The sequence below is a fragment of the Streptomyces sp. TG1A-60 genome (assembly GCF_037201975.1).
Classification (GTDB): Bacteria; Actinomycetota; Actinomycetes; order Streptomycetales; family Streptomycetaceae; genus Streptomyces.
The window spans coordinates 5,295,214-5,313,707 of the sequence record NZ_CP147520.1; the positions used below are offsets into that span (position 1 = coordinate 5,295,214).

Genomic DNA, 18,494 nt, shown 5'->3' on the forward strand with positions numbered 1-18,494 from the left:
CGGGTGCGCCGACGGTGCTGCGGCACTCGACCGGCGGTGGGGCGTCGGAGTTGTCGGCGCAGGTCACGGACCAGAACGGCACGGCCTATGTGAACGTGACGCTGGCTGCCGGGAACCGGGTCAAGTTCTCCAAGACGGACCCGTTCGGTGTGGAGCGCACGGAGCATTCGAGCTGGCGCTCGCACCGTTCGTACGTGGGCGGCGGCGACGACGCCTCCTCGGGTCTGGTCCATCTGGGGGCGCGGGTGTACGACCCGGCCACGGGCCGGTTCCTGTCCGCGGACCCGGTGCTGGACCTGGCGGACCCGGTCCAGATGAACGGCTACGTGTACTGCGAGAACAATCCCGTCACCTTCGCCGACCCCTCCGGACTGGCCTCGGAGGGCGGGAACCTGACGGAGTACGGCGGCCCGACCGCCTCACAGGAGGCATGGGCACGGAAAACCCTGAACACCTCCGTCTCCGACATCATCATGTCGGTGGGCTGGGCGGCACTGAAGGAGTTCGTCGGCTGGAACGACGTGACCGGCTGCTTCTCCCGGGGCGATCTGTGGGCGTGCGGCAGCCTGTTCGCCAACGCCATCCCCTGGTACAAGGTCGCCAAGATCCCCGGGGTGTTGAAGGCGGCGTACCGGATCGGCAAGGCCGTCCACGCGCTGATGAAGGCCAAGGAGAAGGCCCGCAAGATCATCGAGATGGCCAAGAAGGCCCGCGAACTCGCCCGCAAGGCCAAGGAAGCCAAACGCAAGGCCGCCGAACGCGCCGCCCAGCTGAAGAAGAAGGCGAAACAGGCAGCCACCAGAGCCGCCAAGAAGGGGGCACAGAAGACCGGCAACGCGGTCCACAAGACCCAGAAGGCCACAACCAAAGCCAAGGAGACGGTCAAGACCGGATACCAGCGGGCCAAGGCCAGAGTCACCGGCGGCAAGGGCGGCAGCTGCCAGGACGAGGACAACAGCTTCACCCCCGGAACCCTGGTCCTGATGGCCGACGGCACCACCAAGCCCATCGAGGACGTGACCAACGGCGACAAGGTCCAGGCCACCGACCCCGAGACCGGCGAGACGGCCGTGGAAACGGTCACCGCCGAAATCACCGGCGAGGGCGTCAAACACCTGGTCAAGGTCACCATCGACACCGACACCGACACCGACACCGACACCGACGGCGACCAGGGCCAGACAACCGCCGACATCACCGCCACCGACGGACACCCCTTCTGGGTCCCCGAACTGGGCGAGTGGATCGACGCCACCGCCCTGACCGCCGGCCAGTGGCTCAGGACCGGCACCGGCACCCACGTCCAGATCACCGCCATCAAGCGCTGGACCACCGCATCAGCCACCGTCCACAACCTCACCGTCAGCGACCTCCACACCTACTATGTGCTGGCGGGGGCTACGCCGGTCCTGGTTCACAACTGCGGTAACGCGGCGACTCATGACGTCGGGAACGTTGTCGATAATCTCGACGACAACGTCTACTTCCATTACACGAGCGAGGGAGGGCACAGTGGGATTTTGGCCGATGACGGCAGTCTCAGGATTGGCGCCAACTCCGCTGGCAAGGTCCATGTGACTCAGGAAATTGGAAGCCCGGCAGAGATCGAGCAGAACATCTTCATCGGTAACCCAATGTATGCCGGAAAAGCTGACTATATGTTCGCCTTCCGGATGCCTGAAGGTGTCGAGCTTGGTCCGGGATCTCAGCCAAATGAGCTGATTACGAGAGGCTCGTTGAAGATTCCGGCGGGGAATGTCCTATTCCACGGAAGGAACCCCTTCTGATGTCAGAACTGGTCGAGTTCGACAACTTTGCCCAGGTGGAGATGCTGCTCCGTGCCGGTATGGAGCTCAAGTTTGAGCTCTCCGGTGATGCGGACGTGCTCAACGGGAGTCCGGTCTATGCGTCGGCGCTGAATCACCTTCGTGAAGGTCTGGTCTCTGGATTGCATTCGAGCTCAACACCAGGGAGAGCGCAGAAACAGGCTGACTGGTATCGGCTCTCGCAGCACCAGCATCGCTGGCGGCTCATTGCGAGAAGGGCTGCCCTGCATCCGCGTTGGCGAGACCTAACCGCGGTCGAAGTGCGTCACTGGGTCGAAACGCTCGCAGCGCCACTCGCAGTGGATGATGGGGCGCTGGAAGCCATCAAGGCGGTAGTCGAAGAGATACTTGATGGTGACTGACGGAAACCCTCTCCGATAATCCAGTCGAGGCCCCACCGGATTTGTTTCCGGTGGGGCCTCCGGAGCGTCTGACGGCAACGGTGACGGCAACGTCAGCGGACGACAGCTGCGGTGGGCGGGACGTCGGGGCTGTCGTCGCCCTAGCCGAGGGCTTCGCCGAGGGAGTCGATGGCCTGGCGTTGGAGGCGGAGCCGAACGTGGGCGTAGACGCCAGCGGTGACGCCGATGTGGGCGTGGCCGAGCAGTTCCTTGATGACGACGAGGTCGACGCCTTGTTCCAGGAGGAGGGTGGCGGTCGAGTGTCGGAGGTCGTGAAAGCGGATGTGGCGGAGCCCGGCCCGGTTGACGATTCGGTCGAAGCGGCGGGTGAGATTGGCGGGGTCGAGAGGGCCGCCGGTCGGGGTCGTGAAGACGAGCCTGTTGTCTGACCAGGCAGTCCCGGCGACTCGGCGCTCTTCCTGCTGTCGTTCCTGGTGGGTTTTGAGGGAGTTGATGCATTCGGTCGGGAGGGCGATGCGGCGTTCCGAGGCGCGGGTCTTGGTGTGCAGGATGGTCAGGCCGCCGGTGGGGGTGCGCTGGAGCGAGCGGTGGATGCTTGCGGTGCCAACTTCGAGGTCGAGGTCTTCCCAGTGCAGCCCGAGGAGTTCGCCCTTGCGGAGTCCGGTGCGGAGGGCGAGCTCGTAGAGAGCGTGCATCCGGTCGCCGCTGGCCGCGTGGAGGAACCGCCGGGCCTCGCTCGCGGTGAAGGGCTTGAAGCGCCGAGGGCGGGGTGCGGGGGTCTTGATGTTCCGGGCGACGTTGCGGGGCAGGTCGTCTTCGCGGACGGCGTGCTCCAGTGCGGACTTGAGAACCGAGTGGACGTAGGTCACGGTCAGTGGGGAGAGCCGTTTGTCGCAGCACTGGCCGATGGCGCAGCACTGCCGCCGGGCCGTGTCCCTTCCCTGGGCGCAGCACTGGCAGGTGGCGCGGAGCCCGTCGAGGAAGGTGCGGACGTCGCGGGCGGTGAGCCGGGCGAGCTTCTTGGCCCCGAGGCCGGGTATGAGGTGGAGGCGGACGCAGGCGGCGTAGCGAGTGTGGGTGTTCTCCCGTACCTGGTGGACGGCGACGCCGTTGAGCCAGTACGTCAGGTACGCGCTGACGGTGCTGTCGGCTGCCGCGACGGGCAGGCCGAGGTTACTGGCGGCGATCTTCTCGGTGAGCTTGGCCAGGGCTTCCTTACGGGTGGTGCCGTAGACGCGGACGCGCTTGCGGGTGTTGCCGGGGGCGAGGACGTACCCGGCGGCTTCCCACCGTCCGTCCTTGCGCTGGTAGACGGTTCCGTCGCCGTTGGCGCGGGAGCGGGTGCGGCGGGATGAGGCGGGGTGCGGCGTGGTCATCAGGCGGCGGCTTCCTGTTCAAGGCGGGCACGGATGAAGTCGGTCAGCGCGTGGGCGGGGATGCGGCGGGCGCGGCCGAGGGTGATCGAGGCGAGCTGGCGGGTGCGGAGCAGGTCGTAGACGGCGGAGCGGCCGAGTTGGAGGCGGTCCATGACCTGCGGCACCGTCAACAGGTCCTCTGGCGTGCTGGGCCCCTGGCGGGGCGCGGCGGGTGTCTGCGCCGTCATCAGCAGCCCCCTTCCGCGATGAACCGCCGCTCCAGTTCCTGGCGGTGCCAGATGGCGGCGGGGGCTGGCTGCTGCCGTCCGGGCCGTCGAGCCGGATGACGGCGTGGAAGCGGACCAGACCGCGCTGCTGGTACTCGGCGACCTTGGCGAAGGAGATCCGCAGGACCGCGTGGGCGGCTTTCTGGGTCATGCCGAGCCGGGCGGCGAGCTCGCGACGCAGGTAAGTGGTGAAGCGGGCCCACAGGGCGGAGGCGTGGGCGTTGAACAGGACCGCGCCCGCGTAGTCGTACGTCGCCGGATTCAGCGGCGTACCGAGCAGGGCGTCCGTTGGTTCGTGGAGCTTGCGGCAGCGGCAGGGACGGACGCCGCCGCCGGGCGTGGTGGGGCGGTTGTGGACGGGGCCGAAGGACGGTGGAGTGAGGGTGACGAAAACGCGCGGGTGGGTGCGGACGGTGTCAGGCACGTCCTTGCCGCCGGAGAGGCCGGCGCGGATGAGGTGGTAGGTGTCGGCGGCGTAGATGCGGGAGGCACCCCGAACGTCTGCAAGGCCCGGACGAAGGCCGCACAGACGGCCCGCCCGGTCGCCCGCTCGACCACCGATGCAATCACGCAGTACCGGGAATGGTCGTCCACTCCGGTCACGACCTTGGCCTCGGTCAGCTCGCCGGTGACCGGGTTGACCAGCACCACCCCGCCGACGATGTCCATCTGCCACAGCTGCATCGGACGGTCCCGCTGCCAGCGCTTGTAATCCGACCGCTTCCGGCGCCGAACCCCCGGCTCCACCAGGCCGTGACGGACCAGGATCCGATAGACGGTCATCCGCGACGGCACCGGCGTGACTGTCCCGGACCGCTCCAGCACGAACGCGATCCGCCGCGGACCCCACTTCGGGTGCTTGCGCCGCAGCTCACACACCGCCGCCTCCACCTCGGCAGAGGCCTGATGCGGACACGACGCCGGCCTACGGCAACGGTCCGCCAACCCGGCCAGACCCGAGGCCGCATACCGGGACTTCCACCCGCTGACCGTCTGCCGCGACACCCCCAGCGACGCGGCGACCTCCGTCACCGTCGCACCCGCCAGCACCGCAAGCACAGCCCGGTATCTCTGCTCGACAACCGACAACTCCACCAGCGCCAATCCCGGCCTCCCCACACGCACCGCAACGACGCGCACAGAAAAGCCGAACACGGCCACTGTCAACCATCAGCTGGGACCGAATTGTCAAGCATCTACCGGGACCGGACATGCGGCGACAGGGTGAGCTGTTCAGAGTTTCTTTACTTGATCAAGGGCGTCCCGCTGACGCGGGCCCTGCGCGCCGGCGGTCGGTGACCGCCGCCCGCTCCTGTCTGCCGCCCCGCTGGCGACGGCCGCCGACCACTCGGCGCGCAGGGCCCAGAGGCATAGGCCGGACTGTCAATCGGAAGCCTCGCTGTCCAACCGCTCAGCAGCAGACCGGCCGGGTTCCCGAGAGGCCGTCCGGCGAGCTCGTACCGCGCGGCGTCAACACCCCGGCGGAGCTGTCGTCCGGAACGCGGCCGTTGTGCCTGGCTGGGACCGTCACGATGGAGATAGCTGGGCTGATGCCGGTGCGGGGTTGAGCGAGACACACGTGACGGGTGATCGGGCGGCGCGCCCGCCGTCGTGGCTGACTTTCTGTGGCTGAGGCCAGAACCTCATGGCCATGGGCACGGCACGCACGTAAGGGCCCGTCCCTGCCGGGGCTGACGAGTGCGGGGGAGCCTCGATCGGCTGCGCCCGGCAGGGACGGGAGTCGGGTGGGTCAGCGCGGTGCGGCGCCTGGGCGAGCGAGGCGGGTCATGTTTGGCGCCAGGTCCGCCAGGGGCGGGTGATGATCTCCCGGTAGGTGTGGTGGGACGGGTTCTGGCCGCAGTGGCGCAGCACCCAGTTCTGCGGTTCGGCGAAGTCCTCGCTTGTCGGCGAGGTTTCTCCGTCCACCGCGCACTGCATCGCGTACAAGACCGGCTCCGCATCCGGCTCGCGGTCGGGCTGGAGAGTCCAGGTCTCGTATCGCAGGACCGAGCGAGGGGTCACCGTCCCCACCTCCGGTTGGCCACGGCCACCTTCGCGCTCAACTCCTCCGTCGGAGTCGGTGGACGTACCTCCTCGGGCGGTACGTCCCACTCCCGGCCACCGCGCGGTGGCCGGGAGTGGGACGTACGGCCCCACATGCCCCATCACCACGCCCACCTTGCCGCTCCGCTGGTCGACCACCAGAGCGCCAGCATCGGGCGAGAGGGTGTGCCCGTCGGCATCAGGGGTGGGGGCCGTCATCGTGACCACCCCGGCGAGGCGGCGCGCGACCGGGCATCCAGTCGCAGGGCGGGAACACATGGGGTGGCGCTCATTCGCACGGTGACGCTCCTCGACGGCGTTGATGCGTGCCCCTGGGCCTGTTGGTGCCGCAGAGTCGGCATCGATCCTCACGCCGGTCACGAGGACGAAGGAACCTCCACCAAACCCCACTGAGGCTCCGCCAAGCTCGTTTCCGCAGTTCAGTGGGGCTGGTGTGATGCGTTGGTGAGGTCCTCACGCTGGCAGGTGGCGTGATCGTCGGGGCGAGATCATCCGCCCGCTCCGTCAGCGCTGTACTTCGCTGTTCGCCAGAACGAGCAGGGCCCGCAGGAGCGTGGTCGCCTGCCGGGTGTCCGTGCGGAGTTTGGTCAGGATCCGCCATGACTTGAGGTTCGCGAAGCCATGTTCGTTGGCGGCGCGTTCGCGGCTGACCAGGCGGTTCGCTTCCCTCTCGGCGACGGTCAGCTTGTGGTTGCGGGTGGCCTTGCGGCCGGTGATGATCACCGGGTCGTCTTCGGGCTTGTCGTCGAGGCCGACGAAGCCGAGGTCGGCCAGGGCGCCGAGGCCGGCTTCCCTCAGGTGTCCGGTGATCTTGTTGTGGCGGGCGGTGGTGATCTCGCTGGACCGGCCGGGCTTGGCCGCGGAGATCCAGATCAGGTTGCCCTTCTCGTCGGTGACAGCGAGAAACAGCAGGCCATGGGCCTTATGTTTGCCGGAGTAGTTCTTCCGGTCGTCCCTCCCGGTGCGGCGGTGGGTGCGGATCAGGGTGCCGTCGAGGAGGACCACGACCCCGCCGCTGCGGGCGATCTTCTTGCATGCGCGGTCCAGGCGCGGGGCGCGGGCGGCCAGCAGCTTGACGACTTCCTTCACCCAGCGGCGGACGGTGGATTCGCCGACCTGGTTGCCGCCGGCCATGTCGGCCAGGCGCTGGTCGTGACGGAGTACGGCGAGCACGATGACGGCCTGCTTACCGGGTTCGGCCTTGCGCCAGACAGAGCGCATCCGGTTGCGGCGTTGGCGTATCAGGTCGGCGACGAGATCGATGGTCCGCTTCGACAGCGGGAGGCGGACCTGGTAGACAACATCCCGAGGGCCCTCGGCGGGCTGGTTTTTGGTCACACACTTACCAACTCCCGCCGGGGGCACTCGCGTTATGGCAGGAATCGGCCCGTCCGGCCAGCGGCGTTACTGGTCAGCGGGGAAGGTAACGCCCGGACGCGGTACGTGAGAGCCAGCCCCGGTCGGCAAGTTTGCGCAGCTGGCCCCGGACCGGCTCGATCTTCGCCGGACTCGCCTCCCGGCCCAGCCCGAGGGCGACGTCCTTGGCCATCACCGGACCGTCCGCCCCGGCCACGATCTCCATGATCCGTCGATATTCTGAGGTCAGGACCTCCAGTCCCATCCCCTCGACGCGGTCCGGCACCACTCGCATCCCGCCCGCACCCGGACCCACCGTCACAACGGCCGGCTCCGGCTCCGGCTCCGGCTCCGGCTCCGGCTCCGGCTCCGGCTCCGGCGACACGATGCCCGGCGGTCGCCGTCCACCATCAGTGGCCTCGGCCCACTGCCCGAACACCACCTCGGCGGCCTCCAACCGGGCGACCTCCGTTTCGAGTTCACCCAGCTCCTTGCGCAGCAGCTCGGCACGTTTCGCCAGCTCAAGCCGCCGCTCGATCGTCCACGCCAGCACGTCCGTCATGAACATCCCTCCCAGCGCAGAACCTACGCGGCGACCCCCGAACCTCACTCCAGAACCCACGAGAACACCTGCGCCAGACGATCTCGTGCTAACGATCACCCCACCTGCCAGCGTGAGGACCTCACCGACCCATCACACCAGCCCCACTGAACTGCGGAAACGAGCTTGGCGGAGCCTCACTCCAGGACGTCCTGCACCGTGTAGAACGTCCCTAGTGCCGTCCTGAGACGAGGGGGAGACTCGTGCCGAACGAGAGACTACGAGCCGTCATGGCGGCGGGAGGCTGGACGTACGCCGCACTCGCTCAGCAGGTCGAGGTCGACCCCAAGTCGGTCGAGCGCTGGGTGAACCTCGGGCGTATCCCACGTCGTGCCACCGCCCTCCAGGCGGCCAAGGCCCTGGGAGAAGACGTGCACGCACTCTGGCCGGCGCTCCGCCAGGCCCGCCCCGCCCGCGCCATCAGCCCTGAGCTGGTGGCGCTCTACGAGCAGCGGGCCGACATCCCCGTCTCGACGTTCACCGACCTGATTGCCCAGGCCCGGGAACGGATCGACATCCTCGTCTACGCGGCCGTCTTCCTCCACGAGGCATACCCCCGGCTGAACGAACTCCTCACCGAACGCGCCGCCGAAGGCTGCACCGTCCGCATCGCGATCGGGGACCCTGACAGGGACAACGTCCAAGCCCGCGGCCAAGAGGAGCGGTTCGGCCACGGCATCGAATCCCGCTGCCGCCTCGCACTAATGCACTAAAGGCCGCTCGCCGGCACCCCCGGCATCGAAGTCCGCATCCACGGAACCACGCTCTACAACTCCCTCTACCGCGCCGACGACCAGCAACTCGTCAACGCCCATGTCTGGGGCGTCAACGCGTACGCCGCCCCCGTATGGCATCTTCGCCGACACGAGGCAGGCGGCATGTTCGACACCTACGCCGAGAGCTTCGGCGCTGTGTGGGCGACGGCAACCCCCGTGCGAGAGGAAGGCTGACCGTGGCCCGCACCGAGTACTACGACGACCCGAACGCGCCCAGGCCGAACAGCATGGTCGTCGCCGCATCCGCCGTCGTCACCGACGACCACGGGCGCATCCTCCTCCAGCGCCGCCGCGACAACGACCTGTGGGCCTTGCCCGGCGGAGGCATGGACCTCACCGACTCCCTGCCCGGCACAGCCGTCCGTGAAGTCAAGGAAGAGACCGGCCTGGACGTAGAGATCACCGGCCTGGTCGGCACCTACACCGACCCGAAACACATCATCGCCTACACCGACGGCGAGGTCCGCCGCCAGTTCAACGTCTGCTTCACCGCCCGCATCACCAGCGGCCAACTGGAGATCTCCGACGAGTCCACCGAACTCCGGTTCGTGCCACCCGAAGAGATCGAGCAGTTGCCGATGCACCACACCCAACGACTCAGGCTCCAGCACTTCATGGAACACCGTGAAATCCCCTACCTGGGCTGAACCGCCTGACGGCAGTAGCGACGGCAACACCCACGGATTTCCACGCACAACCACGGATACCAGCGGAACGCAAAACCCACGCTGACCAGCGAAGAAGCAGGTAGAGGGGTACCGCATAGCACACGTACTATGTGCTGGCTGGCGCCACCCCGGTCCTCGTCCACAACTGCAAAGAGTCGATGGACTTCGTGCATGGGACGAGCTCGTCTCATGCCGATAACATCGAGGCGAATGGGCTCAGTGGTGATGCGGCTCGCGCGAATTCGAGTGGCGGATCTGTTGGGCAGCCAGGGAACCTGTTTACATATCGGGTGAGTCCCGGGGATTCGGACACTCTCAGTGCTGCTGCGACATTCGGTGGAAGTCGCACCGCTTCCGGAGAGCGCCCAGCCATTCTCATCTTCCGCATGTGTAAGTGCACGTACGATCGATTGACGGCAGAAGGTCATATAACTACACGGGTCACTGACGAGGTGAGCGGGAGGGTCGAGCACATCTTTGGCCCAGGAGCGCTGCCGCACCTGCAGCAGGTCTATCGCAGGAACCTATGAGTGCCGTGTGGCCCTGAAAGTGATAGGTGGTGACGTTCGCATGGTCGATCCCGCAGAGTACGACAAAGACATTCCTCGCGTTCAAGAGCATTTGCGTAAATTTGAACGCGCCTTTGGGAAGGTTCGCGGGACCCACAAGGGGCGCCCGGTGGACAAAATTCGGCAGGCCCTCCTGGAAGAATTCGGATCCGAGGGGTTGATCGTGTGGAGCGAAGTTGCGGATGACGCGGCTCGCCGCATTGCCGAAGAGCAGGCGGATGAGGCGTAAGGTTTCCCGCGCATAGGCTGCATCGTTTTCGTAGAGTTGTGACAGCAAACCTGAGGCCTTACAGGTAGTCGGGTCGCCCGGAGGAATCTCACCCCCGGGCTCCCACGGAACGGAACGTGACAGTCTCCCGTCATTCCGCTCTTGTCGTCCTGGTCCTCAGCCCGTCGGGGCCACCCAGGTCCAGTGAGCGAAGTACTTCGGACGGCGCGCATGGCCCTCGGTCAGCCGCCGCAGGGCTTGTTTCATCCCCATCCGGTACTTCTTCCTGATCCACCGCAGCAGGTAGGTGTTGATGCGGTCGAACAGCGGGTATAGCGCCGAGCGATAGAAACGCCCGTAGTAGTTCGCCCATCCCCGGATGAGGGGCCCCGAAGTTTCCGGACAGGCACCCAATAGGGTTGTCCTGAACAAGGAAACGAGGAAGAAGTGGCGCCACCCAGTAAGTACTCGCCGGAGTTCCGCGAGGAAGCCGTCCAGATCGCGTTGAGGTCAGGCAAGACGATCTCCGAAGTCGCCCGGGATCTTGAGTTGAACTCGGAGACTCTACGCGGCTGGGTGAAGAAGTACCAGAAGCAGCAGGAACCGGCCCCTGATGCGGAACTGACGGTTAACGAGCGGGCGCGCCTGAGGGAACTCGAACGACGTAACCGTGAGCTGGAGATGGAAAATTCTTTCCTGAAAAAAGCCGCAGCGTACTTCGCGAAGGATCCCCGGTAGCAAGTAAGTACGAGTTCATCGACGAGATGCGACTCGACACCGAGGAGTACGCATACAGCGTCAATTTCATGTGCGGTCGGCTCGGCGTATCCAGATCCGGCTACTACGACTGGCGCTCCCGCCCGGAATCCGCGACAGCCCAGCGGCGCGAAGATCTGAAATTGCTCATCGAGAAGGCCTTTGACATGTCCGACAGCACCTACGGGCACCGGCGCATCCAGGCCCAGCTGCATCGCTGGGGCGTTGCCGCAGGCGTGGAGCTGGTCCGCCGCCTCATGCGCGAACTGGGCCTGGTGCCCTGCCAGCCACGCCCGAAGAGGTTCAACCTCACTCAGGCTGCGGCCGGCCAGGTGCCAGACCTCGTCGGCCGCGCCTTCACCGCGGATGCGCCCGGTGAAAAGCTCGTCGGCGACATTACCTATATCGCGACCGGGGAAGGCTGGCTGTACCTCGCGACGGTCATCGACTGTTGCACGAAAGAAGTGATCGGCTACGCGATGGACGACCACTACCAAACTCCGCTGATATCCAGGGCGATCCGCAACGCGGCACGGAACAGGAACCTCTCGGCCGGCGCGATATTTCACTCGGACCGTGGCAGCAACTACATGTCAGCCGAGTTCGGGAAGACGCTCGACCGGTTCGGGCTCCGCAGATCTTCCGGTCGCACCGGGATCTGTTTCGACAACGCCATGGCCGAATCATTCTTCGGTGCCCTGAAGAATGAGCGCGTATCAAGGGTGACTTACCTGACCCGCGAAGCCGCCCGGCAGGACGTCACTCGCTACATCGAATTCTGGTACAATCGCAAACGCCTCCACTCGGCGGTGGGCTACCGCCCTCCGCGCGAAGTCCACGCCGAGTACGAGAAGTTGCGAATCGCCGCGTGAAATAGACGGTCAGAAGCCTGTCCGGAAACCGCGAGGCCCCTCACTTGGCCCTCAGTGCGACGGACAACGGACCCGACGACCCACCCTCCGCACACGTCGTCCACTGACGTTGCCGTCAACACGTGAGAAGCCCCACCGGACTGACTCTCCGGTGGGGCTTCTGCTCATTCATTCAGAAATACCTCGATGGCCCGAGCCACCGACGCTGGGGTCGACTCATCATGTGGATCATCCATTCCGAGCATTGGTAGATCCAGCGCCACGCTTACCGAGTCTCCGAATTCATCCCTCACCGTTCTGAGAGACTGGAGCACAGCATAATAGGCAGGGCTGATTTGCTCGAAATCTTCCCTGATGGAGAATTCCCCGTCCCGTTCAACGATCGGACGAAACGGCGGGACGACAATCCACTCCGGCAAGCCGTCACCTCTCGAATTCGACAATACCTGCGCGGTCTCTCTGTTCGGCCTGCCGCCGTAGCGGTCGAATGCCCAAACTCCAGACATCACAAGCACGTCAGTCCGAATCGAGCGGCTACTTTCGTTTACGAACTCGATCGCCATCGATTCAGGCAGCAGCCTCGACCAGCGGTCCAGGGTCGATTGCTGGAGGGACGTCACGTAGATCTTCATCGATTCACCTAAGGGATCGGCATGGAGGGAAGGATACGAACTCGGCCGATCGTACTCATTGAATCCTTCCAGAGCGCGAAGGCATCGATTCCTCCACCGCCGTCAGCGAGATGCTCAATCCTACTCTCCGCAGGAATGTGTTCGGTTCTGATTACGCCACGCACCAGCGTGTAGGCGCCTTCGTCAGGGAACGTCGCATGGGCGGACCTGGCATAGAGAGCTGCACCCTCTGGAGTCGAAGAGAAGTACTTCGATTCGATGCCCCGCGGATTCTGAAAGCGTCGAGTGTCTAAAAGTTGCTTCATCTCGTCATCCTTCACGGCACGGTAGACATATTGCTCACCGTCTTTGAGCTTGCTTCCCCCGCAATTGTGAACCAGGACCGGCGTAGCACCCGCGAGCACATAGTAGGTGTGCAGGCCAAGCCGCCCCTACCTGCAAGTCTGCTGGTCAGCGGGCGATTTGACAGTCGCCGGATGTTCGTGCTCGTGCGCTGGAGTCTGCTGGTGTTGCCGTCACTACTGCCGTCAGTGGTCTACACCGCCTGGGGAATTCCAAGAATTCCGAATGCGTGTCAAGCGGCTTTGTCGTGCGGGGTGAGGCTGATGGTCAGGTCGGCGCCGAGAGCCTGAGCCAGGCGGCGCAGGAGGGGAAGCGTGGGCACGGTCCCGCCGCCTTCGAAGCGGGAGATCTGCGGCTGCTTCATCCCGCACCGCTCGGCCAGCTCGGCCTGGGACAGCCCGAGCTCGATGCGCCGGTCGTGGACGAGTTGCCCGAGCTCACGGGCGAGCGCGGAAGGCGGGTCCTGCATGGTTCCTCCCCGCCTCAGGCCGCTGGGGCGACGATGGTGACGGTGGGCTCGTCTCCGCCGGCGAGGTGCACGTCCACCGTGAGGTCCAGTGCGCGGGCCAGGCGCATGATGACCGCGATGGGCGGCAGCTCGGTGGCCGTCTCGATGCCTTCGATGTCCTCGACGTCGACGTGCATGCGCTCGGCGAGGTCGGCCTCGCTCAGCCCGAGTTGCTTACGCCGGTCGTAGACGGCCTTGCCCAACGTCATGGCGAGCCCGGCCTCTTCGTAGACCCGGTCGTACTCGGGGTCAGCGTCCAGGTGTTCGCCCAGTAGCTGGCGGTGGCGACGGGTCCTCCATTCGCTGTGGTTCATCGGTTCTCCTTGAGGTTGCGGCTGTAGAGGTCGTGCTCGGCGGCGGCTTCATGCTCTGCCTCGCACAATCGCTGTGCGGCGTGGGCGCGGTCCACTTCGGCCTGCTCGCGCATCTTGGTCTTGCGGAACACGGTGAGCAGCACGACACGTCGGCCGGGCGCCAGCCAGTAGGTGATCCGCTGATGGGCATCGCCCAGGCGGAAGCGCAGCTCGCGGAGTTTGCCGCCCAGGTGGCGGGAGTGCGGTTCGTCGAGGGTGGTGGGCTGCTCGGCGAGCAGGTCGGCGACGCGTTCGGCCTGCTTGTAGTGATGGGCGGGAATGCTCTCCAGCCACAGCCGCACCTCCGGCTCGATCTCGATCGAGTACCGCCCGCTGTCCATATCGCCGATGATATATGGCACGGGGTGCGAGAGCGCGACTTCGTAGTTCAGGTCGTGTGCCGTCGCCGCGATCGCAGCCACTCCAGCGTCACACACCCCCGTACTCCCCCCTTCGTCCTGATGCCACGGCGCCGCCGCAAACCAGCGGCAACCTGCCGAGGCGGTGCAGGGGCGGCTTCTTTCGGCGGGATCGGGAGCGGGAGAGGCAGCGTACGGCCGGGCTGGTGCGTCGCCCAGTCTGGCGGCGCGGGTCCGGGGCGGGAGGAGTCGGCCCCGACGGGCGGGCGTGAGGGTCGGCCCCCTGGTCGGCCATGTGCCTGTGATCCGGCCGTAGGACGGTCGTGGGCGACAACTTGCTCCGCCAGGAGCCCGGTTCCGGCTATCCCGGCAATCTGGCCGGTTGCCGCTCGCAGTCCTGGACCGTCCCCTTGCCGGGGCGACCGGCCTCCCGAGCGAACGGCGGGCTTGTCGGCGACGGCGGTCAGCCAATGCGGGCGAGGCCCGCCTTGAACCTCGTAGAGAAAATCTGAACGCACGCCCCGGGCGGCCCGGTGTGTCCCGGACCGCCCGGCATGGTGGGTCAGCGGCCCCGCCCACCGCCGCCCGACTCCAGCGCCTCGACACGAGCGCAAAGGTCGGTGATTTGCTCGACGGCGTCGGCCAGTGCCCGTTCCAACGCCTCGACGCGGGCCGCCGCCTCGCTGACGAGTGCGGTCGCCTCCGGGCTGTCGAGGTCATCAGCATCGTCTACGCCGTGGTCGCGGTGGGCGACGAAGGCACCCTTGCCGGGGCGGGAGACCGCCCACCCGTCCTGTTTCAGCAGGGCCATGGCCTTCTGCACAGTCAGGCTCGAGGCCCCGAACTCCTGCATCAGCATGGCCTGCGTCGGCAGCGCGTCCCCCGGCCGCAGCCCGCCGGAGCGGATCCGCTCGCGCACGGTCTCGGCAACGACCTCGAACGTCAGCGGTACCCCGCTGCCCGCCTGCCTGCGCCCGCGCCTCGCCGCCACCACGCCCGGTCACCCCCCCGCTTTCCACGCCCTCTACCAGCACAATCCGGCCCGGCCAAACCGGGAAACCGGCCCCACACTACCCGCGCCCCACCGCCCACAGAAAGGAATGAGGAGGGATGCACTTGAATGCGCCAGTGGGGCGATGTTAACGTCACGCACTCGCCGGTGATCATCACCGCGCCCCGCCGACCAGCCCTCACTGGTCCGGCCCCCGCGCCCAACTCCGAGGCGCCCCGTTCCCCTGTGAGCCGATCGCTTCGGCCTGCCCACGCCATCCCGCGCCGTACCGCTTCCGCGCTCCCGCCGAAAGGCCTCTTTCCGTATGCCCGCACAGCTTCAACTCTCGTATCCCGCGACCGTTCCAACCGCCTCGCGTCCGTCGTCGGCGTTCACGGCACCGACCTGCCCGGCGGACGTCACCGCCTCTGCGGCGGCAGGGCGGGCGCTGGAGCGTCGCGCCCGGCTCACCGCCAAGCTGGCGAAGCTCGCCGCCACCGGCCAACTCGCAGCCCTCGCACGACAGATAACCGGACTCGGCGGCTGCGCGCACCCGATCCGCCTGACCGGGCACCGTACGCGCCTGGACGCCGTTACCGGTGCGATCCTCGACCACTTCGACTCCGGCCGACTCCCGGCGGGCGAACTGCTGGTCCGCTGCGGCAACCGCCGTGCCACCCGCTGCCCGGCCTGCTCCACCGTCTACCGCTACGACACCTACCAGCTCATCGCCGCCGGACTGCGCGGCGGCAAGACCGTCCCCACAAGCGTCGCCGTGCACCCGCGCGTGTTCGCCACCCTCACCGCGCCCGGCTTCGGGCCCGTCCACAACCAGCCCGACACCGGCCGTTGCCACTGCGGCCAGGTCCACCCCGACGACGACCCGCTCCTCGGCACCCCGCTCGACCCCGAGCGCTACGACTACACCGGCGCGGTGCTGTGGAACGCGCACGCCCCGGCCCTGTGGGCCCGCTTCACCACCCACCTGCGCCGCGAGATCGCCAAGGCCGCCGGGCTCACGCAACGGACCCTGCGGGACCACGCCACTCTCTCGTACGCGAAGGTCGCCGAGTACCAGAAACGGGGCCAGGTCCACTTCCACGCCGTCATCCGCCTCGACGGCCCCACCGGCCCCACCAGCACCCCGCCCGCCTGGGCCACCACCCAGCTCCTCGACCACGCCGTCCGCGCCGCCGCCGCAGGCACCCGCGTCCACCACGAGGGCGAACCGTCGAAGCAACCGCAGCCCGCCGGGGACATCTCCGCGTTCCAGCCCCAAAACTCAGATCGGGCAGAGCGGTTGGTGTTCCGGCTCGGGCGGCAGATCGACATCCGCGCAATCCGCGGCACCAACTTCGCCGGCGGCCCGGTCACCGACCGGCACGTCGCCGCCTACATCGCCAAGTACGCCACCAAGGGCGCCGAGACCATCACCGGCACCCTCGACCGCCGACTCCGCCTCCTCGCCGAGCTGCACAAGTACGACATCACCGACCACGCCCGCCGCATGATCCACACAGCCTGGCACCTCGCCACCAACCGCCGGCACGCCCACCTCCGCCTGCGCCAATGGGCCCACATGCTCGGCTTCCGCGGCCACTTCTCCACCCGCACCCGCCACTACTCCACCACCCTCGCCCACCTCCGAGCCGAACGCACCACCTGGCGAACCGGCCGACCCGACACCCAGACCCCAACCCCGGCGTCGGCTGAGACGCAGACCGGCCAGACGGACGGCAGTCAGGTCAGCGACGACGCCGGACACCTCACTGACCTGGCCGCCGGTCACCGCAACATCGCCGGTCAGCGCGTGGATTCGGACACGATGCTGGTCATCTCCCACTGGCAGTTCGCCGGAACCGGCCTCCTGCCCGAACTCGAACACCTCGCCGACCTCCTGGCCGCAAAACGGCAGACCCGGCCCGAACAACCGACCCGAACCCGCCACTCGGAGCGCCGAGGTGACCGCGCCGGTCAGTCCGCCGGTCACCCGGTCGGCCACGCCACTCATCGGCTGACCAGCACTGTCCGGACGGGGGCCCTCGCGTGACCGCCGGCACCGAACTCCTCACCGTCCCCCAGGTCATGGAACGCCTCCAACTCGGCCGCACCGCTGTCTACGACCTCATCCGCACCCGGCAACTCCCCTCCATCACCCTCGGCCGCGCCCGCCGCATCCCCGCCCCCGCGCTCGACTCCCTCATCACCACCCGACTCGAACAGGAAGCCGCCGCCTGATGACCACGCCCCGCGACACCCCCGCCTCTCACCGTGTGCGCGCCAACGGCGACGGCACTGTCTACCAGCGCAAGGACGGCCGCTGGGAAGCCGCCGGATACGTCCTCGCCCCCGGGAACACCCGCAAGCGGGTCCGCGTCTACGGCACCACCCGCAAGGAAGCTCTGGCCAAGCTCACCGAGAAGATTGCCGCCAGCAACCGCGGCCTCCCCGTCCCTTCCGCTCAGGGCAGCGTGGCCGCGTATCTGACGTACTGGCTGGAGAACGTCGCCGTACATCAGCTCCGCGAGAACACCCACACGCGATACGCCGCCTGCGTCGACCGGTACCTGATCCCCGGCCTGGGCAAGAAGAGGATCACCAAGATCACCGCCAAGGACGTCCGCACCTGGCTCAACCAGCTCCGCACCACCTGCCAGTGCTGCGCACGCGGCATCGACGCCGACCGCGATCAGCCCCGCTGCTGCGCCGCCGGAGCATGCTGCTCCAAGCGGCTCTCCCCACTGACGCTCACGTACATCCACTCCGTACTCAAGTCCGCCCTGGAGCACGCCGTCCGCGAGGAAGAGATCCCGCGCAACGTCGCCCGCAACGTCCGCACCGGCACGCCCCGACCCCGCCGCTTCGAGCCCCTCACCGCCGACGAGGCCCGCCAGTTCCTCACGGCCACGCGCGGACACCGGTTGCACGCGCTGTTCGAACTCGCCCTCCACACCGGACTCCGCAAGGGCGAACTCCTCGGCCTGCACTGGGAAGACCTCGACCTCGGCTCGGGCACCGCCGCAATCCGTCGCACCCTTCAGCGCACCAGCGCAGGCGGGCTCACCACGCTGCCCACCAAGACCCGGGCCTCTGAGCGCCGCATCGCCCTCCCCGCCCGCTGCCTCCAGTCGCTGAAGCACCACCACGAACAGCAGCAGCACGAGTGTGAGGCCGCAGGCACCACGTGGCAGCACAACGGGCACGTCTTCACCACTCCCCAGGGCAGGCCGATCGACCCGACCAACCTCACCCGCACCTTCACCACACTCCTCCGCAAGGCCGGCCTCCGCCGCATCCGCTTCCACGACCTCCGCCACTCGACCGCCACCCTGCTCCTGGAACAGGGCGTCGAACTCGTCGTCATCAAGGAACTCCTCGACCACGCCCACATCGGCGTCACCGCCACCGTCTACGCCCACGTCCGACTCCGACTCCAGCGCCAAGCCATCGACACCCTCAGCAACGCCCTCGGCGACCAGGATGGCGACCCCGACGGCCCGCCCTCCGCACCCGTTGTCCGCTGACGTTGCCGTCAGCGTTGCCGTCAAACGCCATATGGGCCCCGCCCGGAAGTCATTCCGGGCGGGGCCCATATGCATTGATCTGGAC

The 18,494-nt window shown here is 67.2% G+C and carries 18 protein-coding genes and 5 pseudogenes; 9 read left to right on the top strand and 14 right to left on the bottom strand.

The window, feature by feature from the left end:
• Positions 1–14 precede the first annotated feature (14 nt).
• Entirely contained in the window at positions 15–1,787 is a 1,773-nt protein-coding gene (locus tag WBG99_RS23025) for an RHS repeat-associated core domain-containing protein (RefSeq protein ID WP_338898129.1), read from the top strand.
• Positions 1,787–2,188: a hypothetical protein gene (locus tag WBG99_RS23030; RefSeq protein ID WP_338898130.1), complete on the top strand. Its 402-nt coding sequence runs from the start codon at positions 1,787–1,789 to the stop codon at positions 2,186–2,188. Before WBG99_RS23025 ends, WBG99_RS23030 begins: the two co-directional genes overlap by 1 nt.
• Positions 2,189–2,328: 140 nt before the next feature.
• On the opposite strand, the gene WBG99_RS23035 is transcribed toward WBG99_RS23030, so the two are convergent.
• The 8 genes and pseudogenes from WBG99_RS23035 to WBG99_RS23070 all read right to left on the bottom strand — a co-directional run bounded on the left by WBG99_RS23035 (position 2,329) and on the right by WBG99_RS23070 (position 7,812).
• On the bottom strand, positions 2,329–3,564 hold the full coding sequence (locus WBG99_RS23035; protein WP_338898131.1) for a tyrosine-type recombinase/integrase: 1,236 nt from the start codon (positions 3,562–3,564) through the stop codon (positions 2,329–2,331).
• Positions 3,564–3,791, bottom strand: coding sequence for a helix-turn-helix domain-containing protein (locus tag WBG99_RS23040; RefSeq protein WP_338898132.1), 228 nt, complete (start codon positions 3,789–3,791; stop codon positions 3,564–3,566). The genes WBG99_RS23035 and WBG99_RS23040 overlap by 1 nt, the downstream gene beginning before the upstream one ends.
• Before the next feature lie 55 nt (positions 3,792–3,846).
• Positions 3,847–4,317: pseudogene (locus WBG99_RS23045) on the bottom strand (replication initiator); the annotation flags it as partial.
• Positions 4,317–4,919, bottom strand: a pseudogene (locus WBG99_RS23050) (helix-turn-helix domain-containing protein); the annotation flags it as partial. The pseudogenes WBG99_RS23050 and WBG99_RS23045, both read right to left, overlap by 1 nt.
• A 696-nt stretch (positions 4,920–5,615) precedes the next feature.
• Complete coding sequence (locus tag WBG99_RS23055; RefSeq protein WP_331462026.1) at positions 5,616–5,861, bottom strand: hypothetical protein; 246 nt, start codon at positions 5,859–5,861, stop codon at positions 5,616–5,618.
• A pseudogene (locus WBG99_RS23060) lies at positions 5,849–6,101 on the bottom strand (hypothetical protein). The gene WBG99_RS23055 and the pseudogene WBG99_RS23060 overlap by 13 nt, the downstream one beginning before the upstream one ends.
• Before the next feature lie 297 nt (positions 6,102–6,398).
• Positions 6,399–7,232, bottom strand: coding sequence for a transposase family protein (locus WBG99_RS23065; protein WP_338895175.1), 834 nt, complete (start codon positions 7,230–7,232; stop codon positions 6,399–6,401).
• 73 nt (positions 7,233–7,305) lie between these two features.
• On the bottom strand, positions 7,306–7,812 hold the full coding sequence (locus WBG99_RS23070; protein WP_338898133.1) for a hypothetical protein: 507 nt from the start codon (positions 7,810–7,812) through the stop codon (positions 7,306–7,308).
• A 242-nt stretch (positions 7,813–8,054) separates the two neighbouring features.
• On the opposite strand from WBG99_RS23070, the pseudogene WBG99_RS23075 reads away from it, so the two are divergent.
• The 3 genes and pseudogenes from WBG99_RS23075 (at position 8,055) to WBG99_RS23085 (ending at position 10,093) form a co-directional block, all read left to right on the top strand.
• A pseudogene (locus WBG99_RS23075) lies at positions 8,055–8,801 on the top strand (XRE family transcriptional regulator).
• A gap of 2 nt (positions 8,802–8,803) precedes the next feature.
• Complete coding sequence (locus WBG99_RS23080; protein WP_338898134.1) at positions 8,804–9,274, top strand: NUDIX domain-containing protein; 471 nt, start codon at positions 8,804–8,806, stop codon at positions 9,272–9,274.
• A gap of 558 nt (positions 9,275–9,832) precedes the next feature.
• Positions 9,833–10,093, top strand: coding sequence for a hypothetical protein (locus WBG99_RS23085; protein WP_338898135.1), 261 nt, complete (start codon positions 9,833–9,835; stop codon positions 10,091–10,093).
• Between the two features lie 156 nt (positions 10,094–10,249).
• On the opposite strand, the gene WBG99_RS23090 is transcribed toward WBG99_RS23085, so the two are convergent.
• Positions 10,250–10,486 (bottom strand): group II intron maturase-specific domain-containing protein, encoded by a 237-nt coding sequence (locus WBG99_RS23090; protein ID WP_338898136.1) that lies wholly within the window; start codon positions 10,484–10,486, stop codon positions 10,250–10,252.
• 33 nt (positions 10,487–10,519) lie between these two features.
• Between WBG99_RS23090 and WBG99_RS23095 the strand changes: the two genes are divergently transcribed.
• Positions 10,520–11,700, top strand: a protein-coding gene (locus WBG99_RS23095) for an IS3 family transposase (RefSeq protein ID WP_338898137.1) whose coding sequence is annotated in 2 segments (ribosomal slippage) — positions 10,520–10,784 and positions 10,784–11,700 — 1,182 coding nt in all. Because the reading frame shifts where the segments join, the coding sequence is not laid out codon by codon here.
• 164 nt (positions 11,701–11,864) lie between these two features.
• Here WBG99_RS23095 and WBG99_RS23100 read toward each other — a convergent pair.
• From WBG99_RS23100 to WBG99_RS23120, 5 genes and pseudogenes are all read right to left on the bottom strand, one after another.
• Entirely contained in the window at positions 11,865–12,332 is a 468-nt protein-coding gene (locus WBG99_RS23100) for a hypothetical protein (protein ID WP_338898138.1), read from the bottom strand.
• 574 nt (positions 12,333–12,906) lie between these two features.
• A pseudogene (locus WBG99_RS23105) lies at positions 12,907–13,128 on the bottom strand (helix-turn-helix transcriptional regulator); the annotation flags it as partial.
• Between the two features lie 29 nt (positions 13,129–13,157).
• Entirely contained in the window at positions 13,158–13,496 is a 339-nt protein-coding gene (locus WBG99_RS23110) for a helix-turn-helix transcriptional regulator (RefSeq protein WP_334593536.1), read from the bottom strand.
• A complete protein-coding gene (locus WBG99_RS23115) occupies positions 13,493–13,876 on the bottom strand; it encodes a type II toxin-antitoxin system RelE/ParE family toxin (protein WP_338898139.1) in 384 nt (127 codons plus the stop codon). The genes WBG99_RS23110 and WBG99_RS23115 overlap by 4 nt, the downstream gene beginning before the upstream one ends.
• Positions 13,877–14,456: 580 nt before the next feature.
• Positions 14,457–14,888, bottom strand: a complete 432-nt coding sequence (locus tag WBG99_RS23120; protein ID WP_338898140.1) for a winged helix-turn-helix domain-containing protein — start codon at positions 14,886–14,888, stop codon at positions 14,457–14,459.
• Between the two features lie 322 nt (positions 14,889–15,210).
• Between WBG99_RS23120 and WBG99_RS23125 the strand changes: the two genes are divergently transcribed.
• The 3 genes from WBG99_RS23125 to WBG99_RS23135 are packed head-to-tail and all read left to right on the top strand — an operon-like array spanning position 15,211 to position 18,409.
• Entirely contained in the window at positions 15,211–16,935 is a 1,725-nt protein-coding gene (locus tag WBG99_RS23125) for a replication initiator (RefSeq protein ID WP_338898141.1), read from the top strand.
• The gene (locus WBG99_RS23130; RefSeq protein WP_155058002.1) at positions 16,932–17,123 is read left to right on the top strand and encodes a helix-turn-helix domain-containing protein; all 192 of its coding nucleotides are present in this window, start codon (positions 16,932–16,934) and stop codon (positions 17,121–17,123) included. The genes WBG99_RS23125 and WBG99_RS23130 overlap by 4 nt, the downstream gene beginning before the upstream one ends.
• On the top strand, positions 17,123–18,409 hold the full coding sequence (locus tag WBG99_RS23135; protein ID WP_338898142.1) for a site-specific integrase: 1,287 nt from the start codon (positions 17,123–17,125) through the stop codon (positions 18,407–18,409). The genes WBG99_RS23130 and WBG99_RS23135 overlap by 1 nt, the downstream gene beginning before the upstream one ends.
• The last annotated feature ends 85 nt before the right edge of the window (positions 18,410–18,494 follow it).

What these genes read in the sequence shown, in the direction of transcription:
- WBG99_RS23030 (WP_338898130.1), top strand. Translation starts at nt 1,787, where the DNA reads ATGTCAGAACTGGTCGAGTTCGACAACTTTGCCCAGGTGGAGATGCTG.
- WBG99_RS23035 (WP_338898131.1), bottom strand. Translation starts at nt 3,564, where the DNA reads ATGACCACGCCGCACCCCGCCTCATCCCGCCGCACCCGCTCCCGCGCC.
- WBG99_RS23040 (WP_338898132.1), bottom strand. Translation starts at nt 3,791, where the DNA reads ATGACGGCGCAGACACCCGCCGCGCCCCGCCAGGGGCCCAGCACGCCA.
- WBG99_RS23070 (WP_338898133.1), bottom strand. Translation starts at nt 7,812, where the DNA reads ATGACGGACGTGCTGGCGTGGACGATCGAGCGGCGGCTTGAGCTGGCG.
- WBG99_RS23100 (WP_338898138.1), bottom strand. Translation starts at nt 12,332, where the DNA reads ATGAAGATCTACGTGACGTCCCTCCAGCAATCGACCCTGGACCGCTGG.
- WBG99_RS23110 (WP_334593536.1), bottom strand. Translation starts at nt 13,496, where the DNA reads ATGAACCACAGCGAATGGAGGACCCGTCGCCACCGCCAGCTACTGGGC.
- WBG99_RS23115 (WP_338898139.1), bottom strand. Translation starts at nt 13,876, where the DNA reads ATGGACAGCGGGCGGTACTCGATCGAGATCGAGCCGGAGGTGCGGCTG.
- WBG99_RS23125 (WP_338898141.1), top strand. Translation starts at nt 15,211, where the DNA reads ATGCCCGCACAGCTTCAACTCTCGTATCCCGCGACCGTTCCAACCGCC.
- WBG99_RS23135 (WP_338898142.1), top strand. Translation starts at nt 17,123, where the DNA reads ATGACCACGCCCCGCGACACCCCCGCCTCTCACCGTGTGCGCGCCAAC.